Source organism: Gordonia tangerina, from assembly GCF_021556435.1.
GTDB lineage: Bacteria > Actinomycetota > Actinomycetes > Mycobacteriales > Mycobacteriaceae > Gordonia > Gordonia tangerina.
Window position 1 is genome coordinate 1 of sequence record NZ_JAKGCU010000013.1, and the last position, 25,741, is coordinate 25,741.

16 protein-coding genes and 1 pseudogene are annotated in these 25,741 nt (G+C 62.3%); 8 read left to right on the forward strand and 9 right to left on the reverse strand.

Annotated features, from left to right (window positions below):
- The 5 genes and pseudogenes from L1892_RS14365 to L1892_RS14385 form a co-directional block, all read right to left on the reverse strand.
- Positions 1 to 160, reverse strand: a pseudogene (locus L1892_RS14365) (ISL3 family transposase); the annotation flags it as partial.
- 474 nt (positions 161 to 634) lie between these two features.
- Positions 635 to 2,878 carry an AAA family ATPase gene (locus L1892_RS14370; protein WP_235724289.1) on the reverse strand — a complete coding sequence of 748 codons (2,244 nt, stop codon included), beginning with the start codon at positions 2,876 to 2,878 and terminating at the stop codon, positions 635 to 637.
- Between the two features lie 31 nt (positions 2,879 to 2,909).
- Complete coding sequence (locus L1892_RS14375; RefSeq protein ID WP_235724290.1) at positions 2,910 to 6,035, reverse strand: type I restriction endonuclease subunit R; 3,126 nt, start codon at positions 6,033 to 6,035, stop codon at positions 2,910 to 2,912.
- A 1-nt stretch (position 6,036) separates the two neighbouring features.
- Complete coding sequence (locus L1892_RS14380) at positions 6,037 to 7,362, reverse strand: restriction endonuclease subunit S domain-containing protein (protein ID WP_235724291.1); 1,326 nt, start codon at positions 7,360 to 7,362, stop codon at positions 6,037 to 6,039.
- Positions 7,359 to 9,338, reverse strand: coding sequence for a type I restriction-modification system subunit M (locus L1892_RS14385; protein ID WP_235724292.1), 1,980 nt, complete (start codon positions 9,336 to 9,338; stop codon positions 7,359 to 7,361). The genes L1892_RS14380 and L1892_RS14385 overlap by 4 nt, the downstream gene beginning before the upstream one ends.
- A 258-nt stretch (positions 9,339 to 9,596) precedes the next feature.
- Here L1892_RS14385 and L1892_RS14390 point away from each other — a divergent pair, with 258 nt between their 5' ends.
- Positions 9,597 to 10,151, forward strand: coding sequence for a hypothetical protein (locus L1892_RS14390; RefSeq protein WP_235724293.1), 555 nt, complete (start codon positions 9,597 to 9,599; stop codon positions 10,149 to 10,151).
- A gap of 379 nt (positions 10,152 to 10,530) precedes the next feature.
- Here the strand turns inward: L1892_RS14390 and L1892_RS14395 are convergent, their stop codons facing one another.
- Positions 10,531 to 10,716 (reverse strand): hypothetical protein, encoded by a 186-nt coding sequence (locus tag L1892_RS14395; RefSeq protein WP_235724294.1) that lies wholly within the window; start codon positions 10,714 to 10,716, stop codon positions 10,531 to 10,533.
- A 307-nt stretch (positions 10,717 to 11,023) separates the two neighbouring features.
- On the opposite strand from L1892_RS14395, the gene L1892_RS14400 reads away from it, so the two are divergent.
- The 3 genes from L1892_RS14400 to L1892_RS14410 all read left to right on the forward strand — a co-directional run bounded on the left by L1892_RS14400 (position 11,024) and on the right by L1892_RS14410 (position 14,978).
- On the forward strand, positions 11,024 to 12,232 hold the full coding sequence (locus L1892_RS14400) for a hypothetical protein (RefSeq protein ID WP_235724295.1): 1,209 nt from the start codon (positions 11,024 to 11,026) through the stop codon (positions 12,230 to 12,232).
- Positions 12,233 to 12,411: 179 nt separating this feature from the next.
- On the forward strand, positions 12,412 to 13,500 hold the full coding sequence (locus tag L1892_RS14405; protein ID WP_235724296.1) for a DUF4238 domain-containing protein: 1,089 nt from the start codon (positions 12,412 to 12,414) through the stop codon (positions 13,498 to 13,500).
- A gap of 368 nt (positions 13,501 to 13,868) precedes the next feature.
- Entirely contained in the window at positions 13,869 to 14,978 is a 1,110-nt protein-coding gene (locus L1892_RS14410) for a hypothetical protein (protein ID WP_235724297.1), read from the forward strand.
- A 461-nt stretch (positions 14,979 to 15,439) separates the two neighbouring features.
- On the opposite strand, the gene L1892_RS14415 is transcribed toward L1892_RS14410, so the two are convergent.
- Complete coding sequence (locus L1892_RS14415) at positions 15,440 to 17,662, reverse strand: pentapeptide repeat-containing protein (protein WP_235724298.1); 2,223 nt, start codon at positions 17,660 to 17,662, stop codon at positions 15,440 to 15,442.
- Between the two features lie 656 nt (positions 17,663 to 18,318).
- Here L1892_RS14415 and L1892_RS14420 point away from each other — a divergent pair.
- Together L1892_RS14420 and L1892_RS14425 are read left to right on the forward strand one after the other, a co-directional pair.
- Entirely contained in the window at positions 18,319 to 19,398 is a 1,080-nt protein-coding gene (locus L1892_RS14420; protein ID WP_235724299.1) for an SDR family oxidoreductase, read from the forward strand.
- 30 nt (positions 19,399 to 19,428) lie between these two features.
- On the forward strand, positions 19,429 to 21,486 hold the full coding sequence (locus L1892_RS14425) for a DUF8754 domain-containing protein (protein ID WP_235724300.1): 2,058 nt from the start codon (positions 19,429 to 19,431) through the stop codon (positions 21,484 to 21,486).
- A 23-nt stretch (positions 21,487 to 21,509) separates the two neighbouring features.
- Here the strand turns inward: L1892_RS14425 and L1892_RS14430 are convergent, their stop codons facing one another.
- Together L1892_RS14430 and L1892_RS14435 are read right to left on the reverse strand one after the other, a co-directional pair.
- Entirely contained in the window at positions 21,510 to 22,274 is a 765-nt protein-coding gene (locus L1892_RS14430) for an enoyl-CoA hydratase (RefSeq protein WP_235724301.1), read from the reverse strand.
- Positions 22,275 to 22,284: 10 nt separating this feature from the next.
- Entirely contained in the window at positions 22,285 to 23,346 is a 1,062-nt protein-coding gene (locus L1892_RS14435) for a Glu/Leu/Phe/Val family dehydrogenase (RefSeq protein WP_235724302.1), read from the reverse strand.
- Positions 23,347 to 23,457: 111 nt separating this feature from the next.
- Between L1892_RS14435 and L1892_RS14440 the strand changes: the two genes are divergently transcribed.
- Positions 23,458 to 23,892: an Lrp/AsnC family transcriptional regulator gene (locus L1892_RS14440; RefSeq protein ID WP_235724303.1), complete on the forward strand. Its 435-nt coding sequence runs from the start codon at positions 23,458 to 23,460 to the stop codon at positions 23,890 to 23,892.
- A gap of 289 nt (positions 23,893 to 24,181) precedes the next feature.
- Positions 24,182 to 25,738 (forward strand): APC family permease, encoded by a 1,557-nt coding sequence (locus L1892_RS14445; protein WP_235724304.1) that lies wholly within the window; start codon positions 24,182 to 24,184, stop codon positions 25,736 to 25,738.
- Positions 25,739 to 25,741 lie beyond the last annotated feature (3 nt).

The following is a 25,741-nucleotide window of genomic DNA, read 5'->3' on the forward strand; positions in this document are numbered from 1 at the left end:
GCCGGCCCGACTGCCCGCAGGCCGGGCAGACGTTGCCAGGCGCCAGCAGTTCGCAAAACAGGTGCGTGCGGTCCTCGGCGTCGATAGCGGCGTCGGTGATCGACACCCCCAACTCGATGGTGCGGCAAATCGTGTCAGCAATCGCGCTACGCTGCGTCATGGGTCCTGTCGGTGTGCGGTTGTTTGTGTAGGAGCTTCCACCCTTACACCGCAGGACCCACCTACCTCTCCAGGCACACCGCCCACATCACGCGATCTTCCTCACCCCACATCTTGTGGTCGCCAGAACCTGTTTCACGCACCGTCAATCAGGAAGAGCCAGCTTACCGCGCTGGTCCACAAGCTTCGCTATGTGACAGCTGATCAATTAGCACGGGAGAAGCTGAAGGCGGAGGCGCAGAAACGTAAATCTGAGGCCGGGATGCGACGATCCGAGGCTAGGAAAGCTATAGAAAAGCAACGTCAAGAGGGCATTCCGCGCGGCGCGGCATCCAAGGCTGCAAGAGCCCGCCGACGACGGTCACACGGTTCGGATCGAGAGCTGCCTATCAGCAAGTACGACGAATACCCGGAGTACCTCTGGCGGGAGGTCCCGAACGGCCACCCCGGGAGTGGCCGACGCCGGTGAAACGGCTCATTTTCTTCGGTCGCAAACGTCAGATAGTTCCAGGACCTTAGCGGCAAGTCTATCAAGATCGTTGTGGAGTAGCCGGCCTGCGATTCTCGCCGCCACGGCTGCATCCTCGATCGCCTTGGGAAGGTCCTTCTCATAAGGTAGCCACCCATTGGAATTCAGGAACGTCTTAATGCTCCTGGGCTTGAATTTGTCACCTAGATTGGCTTTTCGGACCTGCTCGTCGTCATGAAAAGCTTGAATGAATCGGTCCCACGTCCAATGGGCCTTCTTCTTGCCCGGGGTCAGGATCAGATCCTCGGGTAGGTAGCACACCACATCGGGGCGGCTGAGTCCGTAGATCTTGATACGTCTCAGATTTCCCGCTTCGATCGCGGCTATCGCAAGCTGACGCAGATACCCGAGTTCGCTACTCTTGGACGCCGGGAAGTTCTCTAAAACAAAGTTTCGCGCACCGTCGAGATCTCCTGAATCGAACTTCTCCACCGTGTCGGTCCAGATGGGTTCAACGTCTGTATGCGCGATGTTGTCCAGGATCACCAGGATTGGCGCGTTGCTGCCGTCGATCATCAGCCTGGCCTCGGCGAGAGAGGACGCTTTGGCCCCGCTGTGCATCGGGAAGATTCCCGCTACGGCCGAATTGAACTCATCGTGCAAGAGGTTTGAAAAGACTATCTCATCGTGTAGACCTTCGACGACCACGGCGACTTTCATCAGCGCCTGAAGTTCCGGTGCCTCCAAGCTGAGTTCATGCTCCGACCGTCGTCTTGCGGCCGCGCTCAGGATGCTGAGTGTGTTGTTCGGATTGAGCGACGTCCCCCGTTCCTCGCTTCTCTCGGCTCGGATGACGCTCACCTTCGGATTGACCAGGGTGTAGTGCGAATGTGTCGCCACGAGCACCGCGACTTCGTCGCGCTGCGCGATGTAGGTGAGCGCCTCGGGAAGCCTTCGTTCCGCGCTCAGATGCAGACCCTGCTCAGGCTCGTCACAGAGAACTACCGTCGGTCGATCACTGAACCGCATTTCGGCTACGCCGAGAGCGATTCGCACCCAACGGAGTTCTGCAGAGGAGAGGCTGGTCAATTCATACAGTGGCCCGTCGAGCGCGCCGTGGTCGTGCACCCAGGACGGGACCTCACCGATGATCCAGTTTGCCGGTCCACCGACTCTGAACATAAGTCGCGGCGCCGGATCAAATATCTGACGAAGCGTGTCATTCGCACGCTCACGCACCCGGTCAATCTCGCCAGCTACGGCCTCGTTGAGCTCCCCAACATCTCCGGTCAGCCCAATATTGCGATTGCGCGACTCAGCGCGAACGGTCTGGAGTGCAGACTCCAGAGTCTCCCGACCGCCAATCCAGTCACGGTCGTGGGTACCACCAACAAGGTCAGCAGCAGGCACTCGGATCTCGAATCCCAGGTCGTATGCAGGCACCTGCCACCACGCCGGAAGCGGAACGCCATCGGAATCGCCGACATAATCGGTGATGGCCCGCACCGCGCCATCATATGCAGAATTGCTATCACTCCGAGGAGGACGCCCAAGAATCGGTTCCGCAGCGTTTGCTGGATACCAATCTTCGTCGTCCAAATCCACCTCGGGGATTTCACTTGGCGACTTCACCATCTCCTGTACGCGGTCGACTTCTTCGGAAGTTGGGTGATACCCGAGCCATACCCGCCACCTAGGAATATCGACAGTCCCGACCGGAACAAGAGTGAATCGCCCCTGTTTGGCAATCTCGGCGAGACGGTCGAAAATCTCATTATCTCCATCAGCCGAAAAAATTTGTGCTAGCAGATTCTCAATGAGGTCCACGAGCGACCTCGGCCGTAGATGGGCGTACGAATCGTGGGGTTCCGAATCCTCCCGGCTTTCTTCCGCCTTCTTACCCATAGTCGCCTGGGCTAAACCCTTGGCACCATCCGCGATAGCCCTCAGCAGAGGGCTTGACTTGTAGTCGTGCTCACCGCCGCGAGCAAGCCTAAAGTGTAGGTGGGCAAAACTGATTCCCGGCAGATATCGGAATTGTTCGACAGGATCACGGAAAGACGGGTCGAAAATCGCTCGGCCAGTTACAGCCGACTCCACAATGCGCAGAACTTGCGTCTTGCCGACACCATTTCGGCCGTAGAGCGCTTGCACACCATCGGTGAGAGGCAGGTGGACAATTCCGCGAACTGGTCCTACGTATCCACCTGTGACCGCCAGCAGCTCGTAGTGTCGTTTGCCGATGCCCATCACACTTCCCACCTTCCGGTTCTCGAACATCTCATGCCGTCGCCTCCGGGACTCGCAGTCTTCGATAGATCGCCGGCGCCAACTCCGACACCAACTTGTCTCGGATCACCGCGTTGTTCAGAATCTGCGCAGACAGATCAGAATGGGCATCCATGGCCTCGATCACGGCACTGTTGAACTCGATATCGATGTCCGGGCTCGCTTCGAACTGCGCCTGGGAGTTGTTGCGAGCCTGAGTCTTCAGATTCTCGCTCTCTTCCAACTTGTCCCGCAGATGCGTAACCACGCTGCGGACGTCAGCGTCGCTGTGGTCACCCTCAAACAGGTCGTTGATCGTGGCAATCACGTCGTCGAGTTCAACCATTTCCGGATCGCGAACCGACCCACTGCCTCCACCCTCACCGGCCGGCGGCAGCTGCGCACCACCTTCGAGCGTGCCGCTAGTTGTTGACTGCTTGTTCTGCCGGAGGTATTCGAAGTCGACGCCCGACAAGTCGATCGCGTGCTGCACGTTCTCCCGCCGGATGACCGGCGCGAGGAAGCGCAGGTAGATCGACAGCTTCTCCAGGTCGACATCCTGGTAGTCGAACAGCTGGGACAGGAAGTCGTACTGGCGGATGAACGTCCCGACGTCCTTGCGGAACATGTCCAGTTCATCGAGCGCAACGGTGTCTCCAGCGGTCGTTGCGTCTCGTTCACGATCTCGGAACCGGTGCTGCGCGGGCGTGACCCACTTGGTCAGGGCGTTGTTGCCCTTGTTCGCGACGAAGTCGGCGGCAAGGCTGTTGACCTCACTCCACTGGTATATGTCGGCGGCGTCGAGCTTGGCCATCGTGGCGTGCACGATGTTGAGGTCGGTGACATCCGAGAGCGTCGTGGCCTCGTAGTACGGCTCAAATGCATCGACCACATCCTCAGCGGCGTTGGCGAAGTCGATGACGAAGGTCTGATCCTTACCGGGCGCGGTGCGGTTCAGGCGCGACAAGGTTTGCACCGCCTGCACCCCGGAGAGTCGCTTGTCCACGTACATCGCCACCAGTAGTGGCTGATCGAAACCGGTCTGGAACTTGTTGGCTACCAACATGACCTGATACTCGTCCGTCGCGAACGCGTCGCGCAGATCGCGTCCCTTCAACCCCGGGTTCATGCTGGTTTCGGTGACCTTGTCCAGGCCGTGGTCGGCATCGGTGATGTCACCGGAGAACGCCACCAAGGCCGCCAGATCGGTGTATCCCTGATCCGCAATATAAGTGTCGAAGGCCAACTTGTAGCGCACCGCCGCCATGCGTGAACTCGTCACCACCATCGCCTTGGCCTTACCGTCGAGCCGCCAGGCGACGTTGGCCCGGAAGTGTTCGACGATGATCTGCACCTTCTGCGCGATGTTCGTCGGGTGCAGCCGCACCCAGTTCATCACCGACTTGATGGCTTCCCGCTTGTCCACCAGGTGCGACTCCGCACGCGGATCGGCGTCGACGACGACGGTTCCGCCGGCATCGGTGTCCTCGGTGGAGTAGCTGTGCCCGTTGTGCGACAACCGGAATGCCGTCTTGTACGGGGTGTAGTTGCGCAGCACATCCAGGATGAAGCCCTCCTCAATGGCCTGCTGCATCGAGTACAAGTGAAACGGCTCCGGGGGAACATCGTCAGCCGGTCGACGCCCGAACAGTTCCAGCGTCTTGGCCTTCGGCGTGGCCGTGAACGCGAAGAACGAGATATTCGACGCCGCCGCACGCGCAGTCATCTCCGCAGCCAGCACATCTTCGGTGTCGACGCTGCCACCGTCTTCGATGTCCTGAAGCTCGGTCGCAGTCAGCACCTTCTTTAGCTGCTTCGACGCATCACCGGCCTGCGAGGAGTGCGCCTCATCCGCAATCACCGCAAACGCGCGCCCCTCCAGCCCTTTACCGGTCCGGATGACGTCCAGCGCATACGGGAAGGTCTGGATGGTGACGATGATGATCTTCGTCCCTGACTCCAACGCCTGGGCGAGCTTGCCCGACTTCGACCCGCTCAGCGCGTCAATGTGGGCCACCATCCCCGGGGTGTCATCGATCTGGCGGATCGCTTCCTGCAACTGGGAATCGAGCACCGTCCGATCGGTGATGACCAACACGGCATCGAACACCGGTTTGTTCGCATCGTCGTGCAGCACCGACAGCCGGTGCGTCAACCACGAGATCGAGTTCGTCTTCCCCGACCCCGCGGAATGTTGAACCAGGTACTTGTTGCCCGGCCCCTCCTTCTTGGCGGCTTCGATCAGCTTGGTGACCGCATCCCACTGGTGGAAGCGGGGAAACAGCATCGTCTCCTTGCGACGCTTCCGGTTGGTGGCCGGGTCTACCTTCTCCTCGATGTGCAGATGCATGAACCGCCCGAGGATGTCGAGCCAGGTGTCACGGTCCCAGATCTGCTCCCACAAGTACGACGACGGTGACCCATCCGGGTTCAGCGGGTTACCGGCATGCCCGTCGTTGCCTCGGTTGAAGGGCAGGAAGAACGTGTCGTCACCGGCCAGCCTTGTTGTCATCTGGACTTCGCTGTTGGAGACCGCGAAATGCACCACCGCCCGCCGCCCGAACTCCAGCAGCGGCTCGCCCTTCGGCAACCGATCCTTCTTGTACTGCCGCACCGCATCGGTGATGCTCTGGCCGGTGTAGTTCGTCTTGAGCTCGACTGTCGCGACCGGAACCCCGTTGACGAACAACGCCAGATCGATCGCATTCGCGTTCCGCGACGAGTAGTGCACCTGCCGCATCACCCGAAGCCGCACCGCGTCATAGCGTTTCGCGGTCGTCTCGTTCAGGGTCGTATTCGGCTTGAACTGACACATCAGGAACTTGGCGTTGAGATCCTTGAACCCACTGCGCAGCATGTTCAACGTGCCGCCACCGGCCTTCAAGTCCGTATCAAGCCGTTTGGCCAAAGTGGCCAGCACCTTGGACTCGGCCGCCGCGCGCGCCTTCCCCGTCAGTTCCGGCTTGACCCGCTTCGCCAACTCCTCGGGTTGGGTATTCGCCAGCCACCCGAACACGTCCTCCGGGAACAACGCTGACGCTTTGTCGTACCCAGCATCGTTCGGCGAATACAACCAACCGTGAGCGGCCAAGTACTCACAGATCTCAGTCTCTAGGGTGACCTCATGATGCTGCGGCATGTCACACCATCTCCCGCACATCGATCTTGCCGGTTACCGCATCCGAGATGAGCGCGGCTCGATACTCCCGAAGCAGACCTACAGATGAGTCACACTTCTTGATCAGTCGGTCAATCTCGCCAGTCCGGGCGGAGATAAAGTCAGCGATCTGGCGCTGCTCGCGAATTCCCGGAAGCGGGATGCGAAAGCCCCGCAGAGAGGACGACGGGAGGTTATTTGCCAATCCCTCCGCACCGCTTATGTGCTGCTTTACCTGGTCTCGATACACCCGGCAGTTCAGAACCCACCCCAGGAAGTGAGTGTCGGCGCGATCGTTCAGCACCAACCGAAATATCTTGTCTGAAAGGATCAGCGAGTAGTGCAGCTCTCCGACGATCGCCGCGGACCCAACGAGTTCGGGGCTGCCACTCGCACGGTTCACAAGTAGGTCTCCGCTGCGGACGACGATTGCGGGATCAATATCAAAGTCAGCGTCTAACTTCTTGTGTTCACGCTCCTCGAATTTTCCACCATTGACGCAGCCCGCTTTCAACACCCCCCATCCAAGGTCCGCAAGCTCGCTAGACGCTTGAGGGCTGACGCCCTGGTCAATCCGAATCAGCACCCTTCGGAGTGACACAAGGTTCCAGCCTGGCGGGATCGCGTCGAGGACATCCGACCCCGTGGCCTCCAGTTCGGCGCTCGGATCAAGTCCCCTTGTCACCGCGTGGGTGATGGTGGCGATGCGGTCTTCATGCAGGGTCGCAATCAACTGTTCCTGCTTGGCGATCAACGCATCGATCTTGGCCGTCTCGCGGTCAAGGAAGTCTGCGATACGAAGCTGATCACTCATCGGGGGAACGATCACAGGAAAACCCATTAAATCGTTCCGGCTCATTTGCAGCGAGTTAGGGCGAATGCCGGTCAGCAGCGCGGTGTAGCCATCCACGTACGCAGTACATCGCAAGAGATAGTTTGCGTATCGCCCATGCAGCCGCGGGCTGACCCAATAAGCACGGTAGGCGGGACTCACATGGCCTTCGTACTCGGATACACCCAAGCCCGCGTAGTTCAACCACATCGTGTTTACGGCCAACTGACCTTTCCTGACGACACGGTAGTCTTCGACCTCCTCTGCGGTTCGCCGGCGCCCCTCGTCGTCATACTCTTTGACCTCGACACCTCTGTAGCCTGAGACCGACAGCATCGTTCCCACAGGTGACGGCCCATTTTTCTCGGTACTTTCGTCGAAAAGGTAGCGAAACTTCTCGATCGACCAATGGGACGGTATTTCAGGAAGCCACGATATGCCTGTGGTTGAGCGAGAGTTGCTGCTCGATCTGCTCACGCCCCCACCTCCTTCAACATCTCCTGGATCTCCCCGACGAGTTGGCGGAGGTCTTTCTGGATCTCTTCGAGGGGTCGGGGTGGGGTGTAGCGGTAGAAGTGCCGGGTGAAGGGGATTTCGTAGCCGGTCTTGGTTTTGTCGTGGTCGATCCAGGCGTCGGGAACGTGGGGCAGGACTTCGCGTTCGAAGTACTCGTCGGCATCCTCGGTGAGTGGGACGTTCTCGGTGTCGCGGAGGGAGGGGTCGGGTTCGGGGTTGCCGTGGCGGTCGGTGATGACGTCGGCGGCGTCGGAGTGTTCGCCGATCGTCGACCAGATCGCCTTGAGGATGGGCGCTCCTGGTTTGGTGAAGCCGTTGTCGCGCAGTGCCTCTCTGAGTTCGGTGGCGAAGGCATCGCGGTTGGCCCATTCCCAATCCGACAGATACACCAGCGCCTTGCGGATCGCCTCCTGGTCACCATTATTCAGTTTCGTGATGGCCTTCACCGCGAGGACTGCGTCGATCCTCGCGTCGTCGATGCGGAAAGCAAGTTGCAATGGTCGTTCGACGGTGATGGTGCGGTAGCCGAAGTCGCCGTTGGCGAACACCTTCGATAGCGACGCAGCGTCGTCGGAACCCGGGTTGTCGACATGATCGAGGTAAAGCTGCGCGATCTGCTGGATGTCGTCGTCGCGGAGGAACTTGCGTTTGGAGCCCAGCGACTTGCGCATCTTGCCGAACATGTCGACGGCGTTGATGAGTTGGACGGTTCCCTGGCGTTCGGCCGGTTTGTTGTTGTCGAGGATCCAGATATAGGTGGAGATGCCGGTGTTGTAGAACATGTCGGTCGGCAGAGCGATGATCGAGTCGAGGATGTCGTTCTCGATGATCCACTGCCGGATGTTGGATTCACCTGATCCGGCGCCGCCGGTGAACAGGGGTGAACCGTTGAGGACGATCGCCAGGCGTGATCCGCCGTCGCCGTTCTGTTTGACCGGTTCCATCTTGGAGATCAGGTGCATCAGGAACAGCAGTGATCCGTCGGAGACTCGCGGGAGGCCGGGTCCGAAGCGTCCGGCGAAGCCGCGAACACGGTGCTCCTCGTCGACGCTTCGCTGCTGGGTTTTCCAGTCGACACCGAAGGGCGGGTTGGAGAGAAGGTAGTCGAAGTGCCGGCCGCGGAAGTTGTCGTCGGTGAGGGTATCGCCGAGGTAGATGTTGCCGACATCCTGACCCTTGATGATCATGTCGGACTTGCACATTGAGTACGAGCGTGGGTTAATTTCCTGCCCATACAGAACCGGCCGCGCCTTATGGTTCATCTCCAGCAGGTGGTCGAACGCCGTTGAGAGCATGCCGCCGGTTCCCGCGGCTGGGTCATAGATGGTGCGCACGGTGCCCGGTTTGGTGAGGGCGTCGTCGGCGGTGGCGAACAAAAGGTCGACCATGAGGGCGATGACCTCGCGCGGGGTGAAGTGGTCACCGGCGGCGGCGTTGTTGGATTCGGCGAACTTGCGGATGAGCTCTTCGAAGATCAAGCCCATCTCGTAGCCGTTGACCGCTTTCGGGTGCAGGTCGACGGCCGCAAACTCTTTGACGATCAGGTAGAGGCGATCGGACTTGCTGAGGCGTTCGATGAGGTCTTCCATACCGAAGCCGTCGAACACGTCGCGGATGTTCGGGGAGAAGTGATTGATGTAGTCGGCCAGGTTGTCGGCGATACCTTCGGCGTCGGAGGTCAGCGCCCGGAAGTCCCAGCGTGAGGTGTTGTAGAACGGCAGCTTGAACTTGGTCTTGAGGACGATGTCCGGGTCGACCTTCGACTTCACGAGATTCTTGTGCTCAGCGAGGACCTCGTCCTTCTTAGGCTCGAGGATGCAGTCCAACCTGCGGAGAATGGTGAACGGGAGGATCACATCGCCGTACTGGTTCGGCTGAAACGGGCCCCGCAGCAGCTCCGCGATCTTCCAGATGAGGTTGGCGTTCGTCGTGCTCATGCGTGTGCAGCTCTCCCTTTACTTGGCTGCCTCAGAATCTAGTGGGTCACGACTGTCACCTGTAGAGGACTTCCGACTGAATCGACGCGCTTCACTTCGCGACTGTCTTGAGCACCGCGACCCGACGCCAGCGCGCGGCGAGTCGTCATCCGTGGTGTGATCGGACCACTGCCTGCGCTGATCAAACTAGGGTCCCGAGGAGTTTCGTTGTCCGTCGCTGCACCAAGCCCCGAGGAGCGTTTCGCCACGCTGTCGAGGATGCCCGAGTTCGATCTCGTTGCCGAGTTCTTTGCCGAGTACGGAGCCACGGTGTTGACCGACGGCGAACAAGATGTTGTCAGGTCATGGTGTGTCAGCGCGTTGCCCGCGACCGGAAGCCCGGACGATACGTACTTCCGCGCGTGCACAGTCAACGCTGGGAGGATGGAGGTTGCATACCTGCAGTTCCGAGACGATGGCGAAGGGCGATGGCTCCTCGGGTGCATCTACGTGCGCCGTACCCACTTCCTCAAGTCGGTCGGTCATTCGGTCCCTGTGCTCCGTGAGCTCTACGACGCGCTCGACTTCGATCCCGACGTTCGGTTCAAAGCTGCGAGGCTCGGCGGCAGCCAGGACGCACTGAGGATCTACTTCGACCTGACAGACCCTGAGTCGGTGGCCCAACTCGAAAACCTGCCCTGGCGAGAGTCAGCACGAGTACTCGTTGATCATCTGCGCTGCGGCGCATTGATGCCGAAGTGGTCAGACGCCCACAGCCGGGATCTCGCGAACCTTCTGACAGGGCAAATCACGACAAGCTCCTCAGAGTTGTAAAGGCCGGCCGCATCAGAGCAGGATCGACCTTGCGGTCCAGCAAGTGGCTTCCGTGCGGGCAGTAGCCTGTCCCGTGCTAGTCTCCACGACACAACTTCACACCTGGGTTCAGGCAGCCATCGCATCGGCCCCCCTTGCGTGCGCTGCAGTGACCGGACTCGTTCTGGTCATCATCGCCCTCAGCTTCGTACGCCATCTGAGCGAGATCGATCTCAAGCGACGAGGAGGTGTCGGCATGGACGATGACCCACAGAAGCCCCGAGCGTTCTGGCAGTATCATTTGGAGACAATCTGGGCGATCGGCAGCAGCGCATGCTCTACCGCTGCGATGGCTATCCTGAGCCCAGGTGTTCGAAGCTACCCTCGGCCCTCGACTGTCTCACGCGGGCTGCTTTCGCTCCCTGCGGCTCGCGGTGAAATCCAACGCGGCTTGGAGAACCAGACCACCTGATTCCTCGAACGGTTCTTCGTCGAGAACTTGCAGAGCCGCCCTGCACCCAAGGTCGGGATTGAAGAGCGTGAACCAGGCCGCGACCTCGTGGGAGGACTTGAGTTCTTCGATCACCAGATGAACGGTGCGAAGCCTCAACAGCGTCTGGTGGCCGCGGACGCTGCGCGTTCCCGACGCCCACTGCTTTGGTGTCCGTGGGTCTGCGACTCCCAGTGCTCGGGTCGCGATGTCCGAACCGAGCACGTCTACAGCACGCTTCGCCATATCCTTCGGATCGCTCGATAATGCGCGTCCAAACGAGGGTGTCACCGGTTTAAATGCCGCGCCAGTCGCCGGGCGCCGTCGAAGATGAGTGCCTGCGCGCGTTCTGCAAATCTGAGCAGTCTCAGCCAATGTCAGAGGAACGCTGTTTACTGATCGCGTGAACAGGCAGAGCAGAGCAGCACGCTGGCTGAGGATCTTGGAGACCGCGGAAGGATTCGTCGAATCGACGCTTCAAGCCCTTGGCGCATACCAGCAGCGCGGGGGCGATATACCCCCGGAGGGCAGGGTGTTGCTCGTCCGACATAGCAGCGACTCAATCAAGCTCGCTGCCGAGGCCGATCCACCTATCGACGGGACGCCTCTTGCCGTACAACTTGAGCGAGTCATCGAGCGCGCAAGCAATCTCGATCCAGCAGCCGACTTCGAGGCCACCTTCCGATCTCTACTCGAGGCAATCAGAGACGTACTGCCAGGACTACGCGGCACAGTGGTCGACGACGTCCAGTCCGCGAAGGACATCGTCACAGAATTGGAACGCAGCTTCATGGTCTCGCTGACTGTGTCGATGACTGCCCACACGACAACGCTCGCGTGGGTCAAAGAGTGGGAGAACGCCCACATGGAGTACCTCCGCGGCAAACGGGCAGATATCGGACACTACCGAACTATGCGCGCCACGAACGTCGACCCGGAGAATCCGTACAAGTGGATGCCGGAGCCACCGAACTTTTGGGCCGCCGAACCGGGGCCCGACCGTATCCACGTCCAGCACCTGATTGCTGCGATTCACTCGGGTAGCAACATGATGGTCGCGGGGACTGGAATGCGTTCGTTCGACTACTACCCCGAGGTGCAGACCATCCAGTACGGGCAGTGGTTCGCATACATGCACGCAGTATGGGAAGAGCAGTTCAGACGGCAGCTCGCAGACCTTTGGAGCCGCGGCCTGCCGGAAGGTGAGCAGCCATTCAAACCGAGCGATATCGTGAACGACTTCTTTGGGGACATTAGATTAATACGAAATGACTTCGTGCACAACAAGGGCGAGGTACTCGAGTCTGTCAATCTGAAGTGTCTCGGATGGGACCTGAAACCGGGCGAGGCGATCAAAATCGAAGTTGAACGCATGGTCGAGTTGATGGGCAAGTTCCCCCGCGTCGAGCTACTGGAACCCCCATCGCGACCGGCAACCGACCAGAAAGCCAAGGTGCAGCCGCGAAAGAACATGCCGGGCAGCGGCAAGACTGAGCTCGTCGATCAATTTCAGCACATCATCTCGAGTAACCAGCTAAACAAAGGCCGTGCAATCGACGAGATGTTGCAGGACTGGATCAACAAGCATGGAGAGCCTGACCAGACCTGCTAAACCTCGATCCACCGATTCGTATACATTCGGGCGGTGAGGGATAGACGAAATGCCCTGTCTAGGTGACAGAATGGGACTCTTCTAGGGTTCATCCGTACATGAAGACGGCATCGCGCAGATGCGAGACGCAAGTCTCGCACAGTCATCCGGTCCGGCCTTGATCTGGTTAGACTCGAATGATGGATGCACTCAGGATGATTGCCGCCAATCGAGTCGATCACGAGTGGCTAACTGACGCATTCGCTGAGGAATCACGAACTCTTGCCGAAGGGGAAGTCGCATCCCGGCATCATTTCATCCCGGTGTTCTACCTCCGCCGATGGGCGATCGACGGACTCGTCAAAGCCGTCGACGTGGATACTGGTCGAGCGAAACGGCCGCTGCCTCCGAAAAGCCTTGCGTTCGAACGTGACCTATACACTCTGCCTGACGACGACGAAACCACCGACTTGCCGCTCAGATGGGTTGAAACACACCTGTCGAGGATTGAAGACACTTGCTCTCGCCACATCGAGGACTTGGTCGAGGGCGACACCGGTCTCGTCGTCGACGACGCCGCCAAAGCCGATCTTGCAGTGTTCCTCGGCCTGCAGATCAGCCGGACTGTCGACGCTAGGCGACGGACTCTGGCGATCGTGAACACTCCGGACTCGGTCAAGCGCCGATTCCTCCCAGCGATCGCCCCAACAGCAACAGCCGCACAGATCTCGCACTCGATGAACGATCAGTTACCAGACCCGAAGCACGAGGCCATACGGGTGATGCTCGCGGACGTCAGAAACGTAACCGCGTCAACACTACTCAAACGCCTGTGGACTATGTACGAGACCCAAGCCCCCTTGGTCACATGCGACGAGCCGGTCGTCGCCATCGCCGGACCACCACGCCCTCGCAACGCATTCATCGCTAGCGGTTACAGCGCAGTCATAGCTTATCCTCTCAGCCCAAACCGAGTGCTCGTGATGTTTCACCCCGACCTTCAACCACCATCCCCATTCACCCTGGACACCAGCGAAACCGAGGCACTCAACCAAGAAATTGTCGCTTCATCAGCCAAGACCGCCTTCGAACGTCCCGTCGACGAGATCATCGAGAACTCGGCGGTACCTCCGCGACCACCATACGAGGAGCCCGACTACACCAACTTGGACGACAGCGAGACGATCCGCCTGCTACTGGCTAGCGCTACGCCAAGGAACCGGTGGATACCAGCCGAAAATCCGCCGACGTGGCCGGTGGATCGTTGGTACACAAGGCCAAGCATCTAACCGTGAGAATGGCCACAGTCCAGAACTCGAGGGCGTGCTCGCACAGATTGGATGAACTCCGCGAGACCGAACTCAGCGACCAACTCTCAACCGGACTTGAGCGCATCGCGGACAGGATTCGGGAGTCCATACGTGACGGAGCGGACCGCTGCTCGACTCGTGGACCATGGGATGAGTGACGGGATGTACCGCTCAGCTAAGAATCTACGGGATCTCTACTCGTCTGGGCTGGTAAAGGACGCGGACAAGAAATGTGGACCAACGGTTGGAGACAAGGCTCTCATGCTTGCCCGAGCAGCAAACGTGATCTCGGCGGCCGACGTTGCGGCACATGCCACGCACTGACGCGCGTAGCTATGGTCAACACAGTGAAGGCTATCAAGTTCGCGCGCTCAGCAGAGGAATGGACCGTACTCGGCGAGAGGCGCCGCACATCTAGTGATGGGGAAGTCGTGCTCGTGGAGGACGAGCTCGCCGAAATCAGGGCTTCTGACCTGCGGCGCGAACTCGCTTCGGAAGCGGACTTATACGCCGTCGGTTCTTCGGCTTCGGCCATTTCACTAGTCCCCATTGGGTACGTCGATTTCGACTACGGGCCGTATTCCCCCATCAGATTTGAGTGGGACGGCGGGATGTTGACCACGACTTTTTCCCAGCAGGTGCAATGGCCGGCTGACGGTGACGAGGGCACCGCGATCTCGGACGTGCGACTGCTGCTTGCCCCACTGCTGGCCGCGTCGCGGTCCAGCCTCCGGGTCATCGAATCGGACGACCGCTTCTCTGACCCGCAGTTCCTATTCCTCGCGGTCACGATCGAGACGCCATACCGGGGCCGGACGCTGGCCGATCTCTATTCGGTCGCCGAGGACGCGATGCGGCTGTGCGATGCATTCGCGGAATCGACAATCACGCGACAGACCGTCGCGAATCTTGTCCGTGGTGGCGCCGCCCACCTTCTCGTCGGCCAACCGGAGGGAAACTGGCTCGACGCGAAATCACAGGAGTACGACCTCAAAACCCTCGATGGGAAGATCTCACTAGCGCAAGCCGTCGCCCGTTTCTGCAATGGCGAGGACGGAGGGCTTATCGTCATCGGCGCAAAAGCTAAGAAAGTGCCTGGCGGCGAGGTCATCTCGAAAGTCGGCGGCGTTCCAGCAGCTCCCGGCCGGGACGTGAGGTACAGGCAGGTTCTCGATCATCACCTCTACCCACCACCCCTTGGACTGAGGATTGATCTCGTGCCAGCCGAAGACGGCCTGTCCTTCATTCTGATCGACATTCCACCTCAGGGTGAGGAACTCAAGCCGTTCCTGGTGCATGGCGCCATCAGATCCGACAACCAAGCGGAAGGGACGTTTATCAGCATCGTGCAGCGGCGTGGAGAAGGTAGTATTCCAATTACCGCGCCAATGATTCACGCAAGCCTTGCTGCAGGACGCGCGCTTCTGCGCGGTATGACCGCCGACGCAAAGACCTAGCGAGCACCCGCACCACGATAGACCGTCGCAGTAGTACGCGAATACCCTTCCTGGTTATTTCAATAGCGTCAGCGATGCACTGGGGACCGATCCGCACAGAAGCTCCAGGTCAGAGCCATATTGCAAGCGAGTCCAGAGTTCCCGCCAAATCCCAGTCCAGAAATTCACTGTTTCTCCAGCTCACCAGTCCAGAGTCTTACCGCGCGCGGCACGTGTTGCCGCGCGCGCTCAGTTTCTGGACTGCAGCGCACTTTTCTGGATTGCTGGACTGGAACGCCGCAGTGTCACAAACTCTGGGCTGGGAGTGACCCACGCCACCGAGAATTCCTAATTGTCCCCAATCGGCCGAGCCGGTGTGGAGGTGTCGGACAGTGCGGTCGACCGCGTTCGGCGGGCAGAGAACTCGCGACAGGAATCGCGGACAGCGGGACTTGAAAAACAAGCCGCGGCCAGGCGCCCTGTCAACGCTTGGTGCGGTTGCGGATTGCCAGCACCGCCAACGCCAACAGGACGGGGCCGAGGATGCGGACGATAATGTCGACGACCACACCGAATCCGACGAGGGTGACACCGACGGCGCCAGCTGGCCGGAACAGGGCGATGGTTTCCTGCGCGCCGAACGCCAACGGCCACACCACACTGTCCGGGTCGATCACCGGTGTCGTGGCGGGTGTCGTCGTCCGCACCCATTCCCACGGAATGAACGGGTTGTCACCGCGAATGAAACACAAGGACGCGACACCGACCAGCGCAACCAACGAGGCCAGGGCGCGCCAGGCCCGCAGCCCGTACCCAGACACCAGCCCGTACAGGGTGAGCAGCGACCGTTCCACCGAGAACGGTGTCGCTGCGAGGCGCCGCGTTTCCATTTCGCCGTAGTAGAAGTCGGCGGCACCAGGCTCATCCTTGGAGTCCTCCAACGCTTTCCGGAGGGAGCGGTAGGTGGCGGAGACGTTTCGATGGGTCAAGGGTGCGGTCGGAGTTGTGGCGGGTTCACCGGAGGTGTCGGTGGCATCGGTGGTGGCGTGTGGGTCACGCAGTCCACGTTCGTCGTGCAAAACACGACGGCCGGTGCGCCACCACTTCCGTCCGTACGCCGGCCACGGCCGCGTTTTGTCTTTCTCTCCGCGGTTGTTGGTGAGGATGCCTTCGCCGGTGATGATGAGTTTGTCCAAGCCATCGGCGCCGGTGAAGGTGCAGGCCCGCAGCGCCATTCCGGACAATGTGGTGCCTGCGATGTGCGCGCGTTTCAGGGATTTCACCGAGGCGCTGGGTGCGTGGCTGAGCGCCGTGCTCAGATCCCGGTCCAGGCGCAGTAAGGCGAGAATGTGGCCGAGCCACTGATGCAGCAGCATTCCGTGCGGTACGTCGACGCCGCCGTGTTCGTTGCGTAGCTGCGGGATCGGTACCCAGCTCCCGCCTCCAGGCACACTGCCTTTCCCGTCGCTTGTTGGCACCGTGACGGGGGCGGCTTCGATGAGTGATCCTTCGGCGAGGTCGGCATCCTCGAGGTCCACCGTCGCGCCGGCTACCACCATGTGCAGGCGTGTGGTGGCACGCGTGCGTTTCATGGTGATCTGTGCCGCCGCCAGTTCGAGTTGCACCGGCTCTTCGAACACAGCCTGATCCAGTGTCACCGTCTCAGCCGCCAAGCCCGTCGTCACCACTGATGCTGTCTTCCACGTGGTCGCCGACCAGTCGAGCACGCGCCATCGAGAATGCCCGAACCGGGTGTCCCCGGTGAAGGTCGCCCCGTCGAATCCGGCGCCCCTGGTGAACGTCGCCCCGTCGAATCCGGCGCCCCTGGTGAACGTCGCCCCGTCGAATCCGGCGCCCCTGGTGAACGTCGCCCCGTCGAATCCGGCGTCCCCGGTGAAGGTCGCCCCGTCGAATCCGGCGTCCCCGGTGAAGGTCGCCCCGTAGAACCATGCGTCCCCTGTGAACGTCGCCTCGCGGAACCAGGCGTACCTGGTGAAGGTCGCCCCGTCGAACCCGGCGTCCCCGGTGAAGGTCGCCCCGTCGAAGTCGGCGTCCCCGGTGAAGGTCGCCCCGGAGAACCATGCGTCCCCTGTGAACCACGCCCGACGGAACGAGGTGATCTCGGTGAACGTCGCCCCACCGAACCTTGCTTTCCCGGTGAAGGTCACCCCGTCTAATCCGGCGATGCCGGTGAAGGTCGCCCCGTAGAACTCGGCGTCCCCGGTGAAGGTCGCCCCGTAGAACCATGCGTCCCCTGTAAACGTCGCCCCGGAGAACCATGCTTTCCCGGTGAAGACCGCCCCGCTGAACGTGGCGTCCCCGGTGACGATCGCCCTGCCGAACGTGGCGTCCCCGGTGAAGGTCGTCCTGTCGAATCGGGCGTTCCCGGTGAAGGTCGTCCTGTCGAATCGGGCGTTCCCGGTGTAGACGCAGCGTTCTGTGTTGACTGTGAGGGCGTGGCTGCCGGACAGGTCGAGGTTGCCGTCGATTCGCGCGCCGATCAGGTGGATGGATAGCTGCTGGTCGAGCATTAGGTGCCGCAAGTAGTCCGCGCGCACTTTCCGGTCGTCCGTCGGTCCGGTGGCGGCCTCGATCGACGGCACCCACGTCGGGTCGGCTCGTTCCGACGAGGTGCGGAGGTCGCACGCTTCGTCTGCTTCGGTGGCGACGAGCAGGGCGTATTCGGCGGGGGTGATCGGCTCCACGGAAGGCTCCTCGAAGAAGTTGGGGACCGGCGCACCCACAGGCGGCACAGTCGGTAGCCACAGATCCGATCGATGGTAACGGCGTGCGACGGCTCGGGTACCGCAATGCATACGCTCGCCCCGAACCAGCGGCCCAAGGAGCGCCGACAAGCTCCGCACCAATCCTGCCTCGACAGCGCAGAGTCAACGGGGCCTGCGACGGGCTATGGTGCAGAGCTGTCCAAGCGGTCGGCGAGCGGCCAAAACTGAGTCCGGCGACCCGGTGCAAAGCTGCCAACCAATGGTGTTGGGGGGTGCCACCAGTCTCGCGAGTAGTCACACTTCGACGACACCAAAGCCAGGCCCGACAGTCCGTCAGCCCACCCAAGTAACTGCAGGTATCAGGACCATGCTGCGTGCGAGTACAGACTTTCGATGGGATACCAGTCCAGGAATTCACTGTCCTCCCCGGTGACGAGTCCAGATTCTCGGCGCGCGCGGCAATGGTCGCAGCCACGCGCCACACTCGACGCTGCGCTCCCCACCCACGCCACGAAAGGGCCGAAGGTCCCACCACCGGTGGCCGAGAGCCCGACTGCAACCGCCGTCGGCCGCAATATAGTTCGGGTAGCGGCGCCGTTCGACGCGTCGCTGCTCGACGAGGAGGCGACCGCGAGATGTCGACGGTGCTGATGACAGGATTTCCCGGCTTTCTCGGATCAGCGCTGTTACCGCGTGTGCTCGACCGCCGGTCAGGCTCGACGATGCTGTGTGTGGTTCAGGATCGCCATCTCGACACCGCCCGCGAGCGGCTCGCCGCCATCGAGCAGGCCCACCCCGGCATCGCCGGCCGCACCGAACTCGTCGTCGGCGACATCACCGTGCCGGGCCTGGGTCTCGCTGCGGATACCGCACGCGACGTCGACGAGGTGTGGCACCTTGCCGCCGTGTACGACCTCGCGGTGGGACTCGAGATCGCGCGGAAGGTGAACGTCGACGGCACCGCCAACGTCATCGCGTTCTGCCAGGGCCTCGCCGGACTGCGCCGCCTGCAGTACGTCAGCACCTGCTACGTCAGCGGACGCTACGACGGGGAGTTCGGCGAGGACGATCTCGATGTCGGCCAGGAGTTCTACAACCACTACGAGGCCACCAAGTTCGAGGCGGAGAAGCTGGTCCGCGCCGCGATGGCCGACGGGTTGCCGGCGACGATCTATCGTCCCGGCATCGTCGTCGGCGACTCGGTCACCGGCGAGACGCAGAAGTACGACGGGCCGTACTTCGTCGCCGAATTCTTGCGCCGCCAGCGGCTGCCCATCGCGGTGCTGCCCGCCGTCGACGAGACGGTACGAACCTCGCTGGTGCCGCGTGACTTCGTCAGCGCCGCGATGGACGAGTTGTCGGTGCACGAGGCGACGGTCGGCCGCACCTACGCACTCACCGACCCGGAACCGCCGGCCGCCGCGGAGGTCGCGCAGATCTTCGCCCGCCATCTCGGCAAACGGGTCGTCTACCTCCCGGTGCCGCTGGGCATCGTGCGGACCGCGCTGAACACCGTTCCCGGGCTTGTATGGGCTCTCGGCATGCCCGCCGAGGTGATCGACTACTTCTCCACCCGCACCTCGTACTCGACGAAGAACACCGTCGCCGAGCTCGATGGGACCGGTGTCGACTGTCCACCGTTCGCCGACTACGCCGACCGGCTGCTCGACTTCATGATCGCGCACCCCGACATCGGCTCGGCCGCCATGGTCTGACGCACAACCACCGCACAGGATCGAAACATCATGGCCGCCCGCACCTCCGGACTCATCGCCAACGTCAGCCTGGCCTCGTCACAGCGCGACTACGACATCACCGCAAACTTCCTCCACCACCGGTTTCGCATCGTCCGACAGGGCACCGACGGCAACCTCGCCGACGCCGAGACGTTGGCCCGGTCGTGGCAGGAACGCGGCGCCTCCGTCGTGGCGGTGACCGGCATCCGTGAGGCGCGTGCCGTCGGCCTCTACCACGGTGATCTCGCCGCGCTGGAGAAAGTCCGTCGAGCGGTCACCGACACGCTGGTCACCGACGGCCATCGGCTGCGGGACATCCTGCAGGAGTGGGCCATCCGTCACGTTCAGACCGAGATGCCCGGGTTCTTCAGCAACGCCCGGGTGGCGGCCTTGGGCGGCGCCAACCACGACCGCACGGTACGGGTCCTGCGCGAGTACACCGACAACATCACCCTCGCCGACCCGCTGCTGCGCTTCGACGTCCCGGCACGACTCGACGCGGTCACGGCTCTGGCGATGTTCGCCGACGTCGGCGCCCTGCCGATGCGGGTTCTGCCCGCTCCGATCAGGTCCCGGATCGGCATGCCGAGCTTCATCAACAATCGACTGATGGCGCGCACCTCCGCCCGGGAAGCCGACGTCGTGGTCGCCACCTACGAGGAGCTGACCGGCTTCGGCCTCGAGGACCTCGCCGGCAAGACCCTGGTGACGGCCTCGATCGACGACGAGCGGCTCACCGAACTCACCTCCCGCGGAGTGGACATGGTAATCGATGCGACGCCACAACCGTTCTCAGTGACCGTCAACGCCGCCGTGCTCGAGGCGCTGATGATGGCGTCGGTGCACGAATCCGCCATACTGTCCGACGACGATCTGCTCGACATGATCACCTCGGCCGGTATCGAACCCCGGCTCCTGTTTCCGAACGGACCCAAACGCAAGAGCCGGTTCGCGTTCGTCATCCATCCGCTTTCGCAGGAGAACTTCACGAAGGTGCAGCCACTGCGCACCATCACCATGGTGACTCCGGCGGTGGTGACCGACGCGATCGAGAAGATGTTGGCCTACGCGCCGCTGTTCGTCTACAGCCACATCACCGGGATCGTCTCCCCGACCGGCGCCGAGGCCGAGGGCTGGTTGATCAGCGTCGGCGGCACCCCGAAGGAACTCATGGCGCACAGTCCCGAATTCACCTACGCCCGCCTGCTCGCCGCCGCCGAGACGGCGCAGAAACTCGGCGCGCAGATCATGGGGCTCGGGGCGTTCACCAAGGTCGTCGGCGACGCCGGCGTCACCGTCGCGACGAAGGCGCCACTGCCGATCACCACCGGCAACAGTTACAGCGCTTCCGGTGCACTGTGGGCCGCCCACGACGCGCTCGACCGCCTCGAGCTCGTCGAACGCGACGGGCACGGCCGGCTGAAAGGCAAGGCGATGGTCATCGGCGCCACCGGCTCGATCGGCTCGGTGTGTGCCCGCCTGCTGGCACTGGCCGCCGACGAACTCTGGCTCGTGTCACCGGAATCGGCAAAGCTGCTCGAACTCAAGAGCGACATCGAGAGCGAGCACCCGCGCGCCACCGTCCATGTTGCGGCGATACCGGACGCGCAGCTATCGGAGATGGACCTGGTTGTCACCGCGACCTCCGGGGCCGGCAAGCGCGTGCTCGACATCATGGCGGTCAAACCGGGCTGCATCATCACTGACGTCGCTCGACCTCTGGACCTCTCGCCCGAGGACGTGGCCAAACGTCCAGACGTACTCGTCATCGAATCGGGCGAGATCGAACTGCCCGGCACTGACGTGCACCTCGGCGACATCGGCCTACCACCGCATGTGGCTTACGCGTGCCTCGCCGAAACCGTCGCACTCGCCCTCGAGGGCCGTTACGAGACCTTCACCGTCGGCCGCAACATCAGCTGGGAGAAGGTCAAGGAGATCTACCAGATCGGCCTCAAACACGGGATGAAGCTGGCGGCGATCTCCGGCGTGAACGGGGTGTTCACCGATGAGGACATCGCGCACATACGGGAGCTGGCGTTGCAGCGGCGCGCAGCCGCACGCTGAGTCCGGTCCCGACTCCCCGCAACCTACAGCTGCGCCCGGTTGCGCGCCATGATGTCGCGCCGATTCGCCTCCAGCGCAGGCCAGTCCGGCGTGGCGATGGTCGCCAACTCACCTTCCACGGCGAGCGCAGCACCAGTTGTCGCATCCCAGCCCGCGTCGTAGATCCGCTTGACCGAGCGCAACATCTCACCGTCGGCATCGGCGATCCGCCGTGCGATGTCCCATGCGCGTCCCAGCAGATCCTCGTGTGCGACGACCTCGGTCACCAACCCGATGCGCAATGCCAGGGCCGCATCCACCACTTCCCCGGTGAACGACAATCGCCGCGCCCAGCCGGGCCCGACGCGGTCCGGCAACCGCACGGTCATCCCGCCACCGGGCAGCACCCCGACGCGGGCATGGGTGTCGGCGAAGATCGCTCGATCACTTGCGACCAGGAAGTCGCAGCCGAGCGCGATCTCGAAACCCCCGGTGAATGCCGCACCGTTCACCGCACCCACCACAGGTGTGGCGAGCTCACCGACCAGCCGGATGCAGTTCGACTCGCGGATGGCCTCGAGGTAGGCGGGTCCGTCGCCGGCCAGGCTCTTGAGGTCGAGTCCCGCGCAGAATGCCGGGTCGGCACCGGTGAGCACGATCGCCCGAACGGCGTCGTCCGCGTCGAGTCGGCGCAGTGCCGAGCTCAGACCATCGGCCAGATCCGGGCTGAGCGCGTTGCGCGCCTGCGGCCGATCGAGAGTCACCAGCGCGGCGCCGTCACGCACATCCACCAGTAGCGGTTCGGTCACCGCTGTGACACTACGCGCGGAACCACGGCCGATACTTGCGATTTCCCTCGATGATCTCGGTGGCCATCGACAGCGCCACACTCACCACATCAATTCCGCCGAGCTCGGATCGGTTCAGCATGTCGCGGGCGGTGTCGGCGATGGCATCGACACGGTCGGCAAGACCGCTCTCGTCGTCGCGGAGTTCGGCTTCTACCGCGATGAGCCCACCGGCGTTGGCGACGAAGTCGGGAACGTGCACGATGCCACGCTCGCGCAGATCGCGGGCGAGCGCCGGGGTCGACAGCATGTTGTTGGCGGCACCGACGAGTGCCGAAGCTCGCAACCGCGGGACCGCATGCTCGTCGATGGCTCCGCCGGCGGCGCACGGTGCCACCACATCGACATCGACGAACAGAATATCGGCCAAATCCGTGGCGGTGACCCCGAGTTCGTCGACCGCGTCGTGCACCCGCACCGGATCGATGTCGGCGGCGAGCACCTCCGCTTCGGCAGCACACAGCATGCGGGCGACGTGCAGACCGACATTGCCCAACCCCTGGATCGCCACGCGACTGCCGGCGACGGATCGACCACATGCCTCCAGCGCGACCTCGATGCTGCGCACCACGCCACGCGCGGTGTAGTAGGACGGGTCGCCGCGCTGCGCGCACACCACCGGGACGTGACGTCCGATCAGTTCCAGATCGCGCACAGATGTGCCCATGTCGAGTGCTGGGACGTAGCGACCATTCAGTGCCGCAATGTATTTGGCGTGGGCGATCAAGACCTCGTCGCGGTTTGCCACGCGCGGATCGGCGTTGATCACACTCTTGCCGCCGCCGAGCGGCAGTCCGGCGAGCGCAGCCTTGTAGGTCATCGCCTGGGCGAGATTCATCGCATCCGCCACTGCGGCTGCCCGAGACGGATAGCGGCGCATCCGCACACCGCCCAGTGATGGCCCGAGCGTCGTATCGTGCACGGCGATAACCGATTCCAGTCCCACCTCGGGATCTCGGCAGAGGACGAGCTGTTCGAAGTCGCGTTCGTGGAGTTCGGCGGTCAGGTCGGATGCGGTGAGGGGTGTGGTCATGGCGCAGGACACTATGGCCGACCGAAATGCTGCCGCAAGGAGTTGGTGCGAACTGGCTCACATGTCGCAAACCTTTGCCACCACGAGAGCGCATTCGATAAATTGTTGCGCATGGTCGATCTCGATGATGTTGATCTGGCCCTGCTGGCCCTGCTGTCCGAGGACGGCCGCGCCACCTTCTCGGAGCTGGCCGGCCGGGTCAATCTGTCGGTCGCAGCGACCAAGCGCCGCGTCGATCGATTGCGTGCCCAGCGGGTGATCACCGGATTCACCGCCACGATCGACCAGACGGCAGTCGGCTGGCCGGTGCACGCCTTCACCGAGGTGCGCTACGTGGGCACGTCGCAACCCGAGGAGATGATGGAGGCGATGACGCAGATACCCGAGGTGGAGGCCGTCTACACGATCGCCGGCGATCCCGACATGCTGGTGAAGGTGCGCGCCCGCGACCACAGCCACCTGCAGCAGGTCATCAACCATCTGCGTCGGGGCGGCAAAGCGACCGGAACGAAGACGATGATCGTGCTCGGCTCCTGGCATCGGTGACGACGCACCAACGGCACTCGGCAAGTGCCTTCATGACTCTGCGCGCAAGAAATTTCCACACGAAGCCGATCAGCACGACAATCTTTGCGTCCTGACCAGGATTTCACGTCTTCATCTGGCGTGTGCCAGATCACACTGCTTGCATGGCGGGCACTGCCGGCACTCACCTGACAGGCCGGGGCGCAGCCCGCGGACACCGATCCCGCGCACCCCGACCGACCGCCACAAGCGGGAGTTCCCGGCAGCCGGATGCACACTGCGCGAGCACAACTCGCATTGAGGAGACACCATGCCCGGAGTCGGCATATGGCGGACGAAGTCGGTCGAGCAATCGATCGCCGAAACCGATGAGCCGCGCAGTCGATTACGCAAGGACCTGACCACGCGGGATCTGACGACCTTCGGAGTCGCGGTCGTCATCGGTGCCGGCATCTTCACCCTCACGGCCCGCACGGCCGGTGACGTCGCCGGACCATCGGTGTCGCTGGCCTTCGTCCTCGCCGCCGTCGCCTGCGGCCTGGCGGCCTTGTGTTACGCGGAGTTCGCCTCGACGGTCCCGGTCGCCGGCAGCGCCTACACCTTCTCTTACGCCACGTTCGGCGAGTTCATCGCCTGGATCATCGGGTGGGACCTGATCCTCGAGTTCGCTCTGGCCAGTTCGGTGGTGGCCAAGGGGTGGTCACTGTATCTGGCCGACTTCCTCGGCACTGCGACCACGGTCGAGATCGGCGGTGTCAGCCTGGATCTGGGCGCGGTGGTGATCATCGGTGCCATCACGCTGACGCTGGCCTTCGGCGTCAAACTGTCGTCGCGGGTATCGGCGATCGTCACCGCCATCAAGGTGGCGGTGGTGCTGTTGGTCATCATCGTCGGCGCCTTCTTCATCAACACCGACAACTACCGGCCCTTCGTCCCACCGACGGAGGCGAACACCGAGAGCGGGGCCGGTCTGCAGCAGACGCTGTTCTCGCTGCTCAGCGGCTCCCACGGCAGCGACTACGGCTGGTACGGCCTGTTGGCCGCCGCCAGCCTGCTGTTCTTCGCGTTCATCGGGTTCGACGTCGTGGCGACCACCGCCGAGGAGACCAAGAATCCGCAGAAGTCCATTCCCCGGGGCATTCTGGGCTCGCTGGCCATCGTCACCGTCCTCTACGTGGCCGTCACCGTCGTCCTCACCGGCATGGTCAGTTATCAACAGCTGCGCACCGACGGACCACTCGTCGACGACGGCACGGCCACCCTGGCGACCGCATTCGAGTACCACGGGGTGACCTGGGCGCAGACAGCGATCAACGTCGGCGCACTGGCCGGCCTGACCACCGTCGTGATGGTGATGATGCTGGGGCAGACACGGGTGCTGTTCGCGATGTCCCGCGACGGGCTCGTCCCCCGGTCGTGGGGCACAACCAACAAGTCCGGCAATCCGATTCGCATCACGATGCTCGTCGGCGGAATCGTCGCGGTGATCGCGGCGGTGTTCCCCATCGAGACACTCGAGCAGATGGTCAACATCGGCACCCTGTTCGCCTTCGTCCTCGTCTGCGCCGGTGTCATCGTGTTGCGGCGCACGCGGCCCGACCTGAAGCGCGGCTTCCGGGTTCCCGGCAGCCCGATCGTTCCGGCGATCGCGATCATCGCGTGCGGATGGCTGATGATCAATCTGTCCGTGGAGACCTGGATTCGCTTCGTCGCATGGATGGTGCTGGGTGTCGTCGTCTACCTTATCTACGGTCGGCGCCATTCGGTCCTGGGACGGCGACTGGCCGCTCCTCCCGCAACACTCACAACTGAGCCCGAGTACGTCTCGACCGGCGCACGCGCAGAGCAGGCGTCGACCGACGACTGACCA

Coding starts and splice junctions, on each gene's coding strand:
- L1892_RS14390 (WP_235724293.1), top strand. CDS start 9,597: ATGCCCGAGTTCGATCTCGTTGCCGAGTTCTTTGCCGAGTACGGAGCC.
- L1892_RS14445 (WP_235724304.1), top strand. CDS start 24,182: ATGCCCGGAGTCGGCATATGGCGGACGAAGTCGGTCGAGCAATCGATC.
- L1892_RS14405 (WP_235724296.1), top strand. CDS start 12,412: ATGGATGCACTCAGGATGATTGCCGCCAATCGAGTCGATCACGAGTGG.
- L1892_RS14435 (WP_235724302.1), bottom strand. CDS start 23,346: ATGACCACACCCCTCACCGCATCCGACCTGACCGCCGAACTCCACGAA.
- L1892_RS14440 (WP_235724303.1), top strand. CDS start 23,458: ATGGTCGATCTCGATGATGTTGATCTGGCCCTGCTGGCCCTGCTGTCC.
- L1892_RS14370 (WP_235724289.1), bottom strand. CDS start 2,878: ATGGGCATCGGCAAACGACACTACGAGCTGCTGGCGGTCACAGGTGGA.
- L1892_RS14420 (WP_235724299.1), top strand. CDS start 18,319: ATGTCGACGGTGCTGATGACAGGATTTCCCGGCTTTCTCGGATCAGCG.
- L1892_RS14375 (WP_235724290.1), bottom strand. CDS start 6,035: ATGCCGCAGCATCATGAGGTCACCCTAGAGACTGAGATCTGTGAGTAC.
- L1892_RS14425 (WP_235724300.1), top strand. CDS start 19,429: ATGGCCGCCCGCACCTCCGGACTCATCGCCAACGTCAGCCTGGCCTCG.
- L1892_RS14385 (WP_235724292.1), bottom strand. CDS start 9,338: ATGAGCACGACGAACGCCAACCTCATCTGGAAGATCGCGGAGCTGCTG.